Raw genomic sequence first — 1,467 nt, 5'->3', positions numbered from 1 at the left:
CCGGGATCCTGTTAGGGCAAGAAGTCCGTAAACGTAAAACTCCTCAGGAGAAGATCGCCATTATCCAGCAGGGTATGAATGTCTCCCATGTCGCCCGCCTGCATGGTATCCAGCCCGGCCTGCTGTTTAAGTGGAAGAAGCAATATCAGCAACTGTCTTGAAGGTAAAAATTATGGAGCAACGTGGTGGTACGACTCATCCCATTCTTCGTTCTTTCTGAGCATTGCGTTCAGGATGGTAAGCAGCTTACGCATACAGGCTACCAGCGCCACTTTTTTGGCCTTTCCGGCTGCAAGCAGGCGCACATAAAACGTTTTTATCACCGGATTAAAGCGGGTTGCCACAAGCGCAGCCATGTACAGTGCTGATCTTACGCCAGCCCTGCCGCCAAAAATGGTTCGCCGGCCACGCATAGTCCCTGAGTCCCGGTTGACAGGAGCAACACCTATAAGCGCACTGATTTCGCGCCGGGAGAGCGTTCCCAGTTCCGGAATCTCCGCCAACATCGCGGAAACGGTCATGGTGCCTACACCTTTGATACTGCTCAGGCGCTCAGCAATCTCTTTAAAGTGGTTACGGATGTGACTGTCCATTTCTTTCTCGAGCCTGACAAGCTCATCTTCCAGCGCTTTAATGATGGTATTAATGCTTTTCTTGTTCTGTGGATGGGATGGATACAGTCGGTTACGCTCAGCCACCAACATCGCAATCAACTGGCGTCTGCGAACCACCATTGCAGCAAGGGCCTGACGTTCAGCATCCGGCAGTGCCCTGATAAAGCGTTTCCGCTCAGGGTGACGATTAATAACCTCAGCCATCTGCGTGAGGACTCTGGCATCAATTCGGTCGGTCTTCGCAAGATATCCCATTGCACGGGCGAAGTCACGGGCCTGCCTGGGATTGACCACGGCAACCTCAAAACCTTCGGCCTGAAGCGAACAGGCCACAGCGACCTCCAGTCCACCAGTGGCCTCCATCAGAACCAGAGCAACGGAGTGCCGTCTCAGTCCGGTAATAATCGCGTTAAAGCCATCAGAGTCATTGCTGACTGTAAACTGAGCAACATCACTGCTGGCAGCGATGTCCAGTGTGGCTTTGGAAACATCGATGCCCACACAAAGTGGATTTGGCTGACTCATTTTTACCCCTCCTTGCAAATACGTTATGGAATACGGACAACTGTTCGGGTTTCAGATGAGTGGCTCAGCGTATGCGCCAGTCGCTGATATACGGGCTTGAACCCTGGAAGGCATCGGGCTGCATACGTTTTGCCAAATCTAATCGTATTAATTTTAATCAGTCTTCAAGATACAAGGAAGGCAGCCTCACCGCCGTTGCGGCTGGAGAGGACGTCCTTCCTGCTTCTGAGCTTACTGCTGCTCTGAAGCAGGTCCGGGAGCTCCAGCGCCTGCTGGGCAAGAAGACGATGGAAGTTGAGATCCTGAAAGAAGCCGTGGAGTACGGTCA

General features: G+C 52.5%; 1 protein-coding gene and 2 pseudogenes. 2 read left to right on the top strand and 1 reads right to left on the bottom strand.

Annotated features, from left to right (window positions below; genetic code table 11):
- Window positions 1-152: pseudogene (locus HMPREF3096_RS07590) on the top strand (transposase); the annotation flags it as partial.
- A gap of 18 nt (window positions 153-170) precedes the next feature.
- Here the strand turns inward: HMPREF3096_RS07590 and HMPREF3096_RS07585 are convergent.
- Window positions 171-1,139, bottom strand: coding sequence for an IS110 family RNA-guided transposase (locus HMPREF3096_RS07585; RefSeq protein WP_042922302.1), 969 nt, complete (start codon window positions 1,137-1,139; stop codon window positions 171-173).
- 170 nt (window positions 1,140-1,309) lie between these two features.
- On the opposite strand from HMPREF3096_RS07585, the pseudogene HMPREF3096_RS30400 reads away from it, so the two are divergent.
- Window positions 1,310-1,467 (top strand): annotated as a pseudogene (locus HMPREF3096_RS30400) (IS3 family transposase); the annotation flags it as partial.

Source organism: Klebsiella sp. HMSC25G12 (assembly GCF_001807705.1).
Taxonomy (GTDB): Bacteria; Pseudomonadota; Gammaproteobacteria; order Enterobacterales; family Enterobacteriaceae; genus Klebsiella; species Klebsiella variicola.
This window is presented reverse-complemented; position numbering and strand designations above follow the sequence as displayed.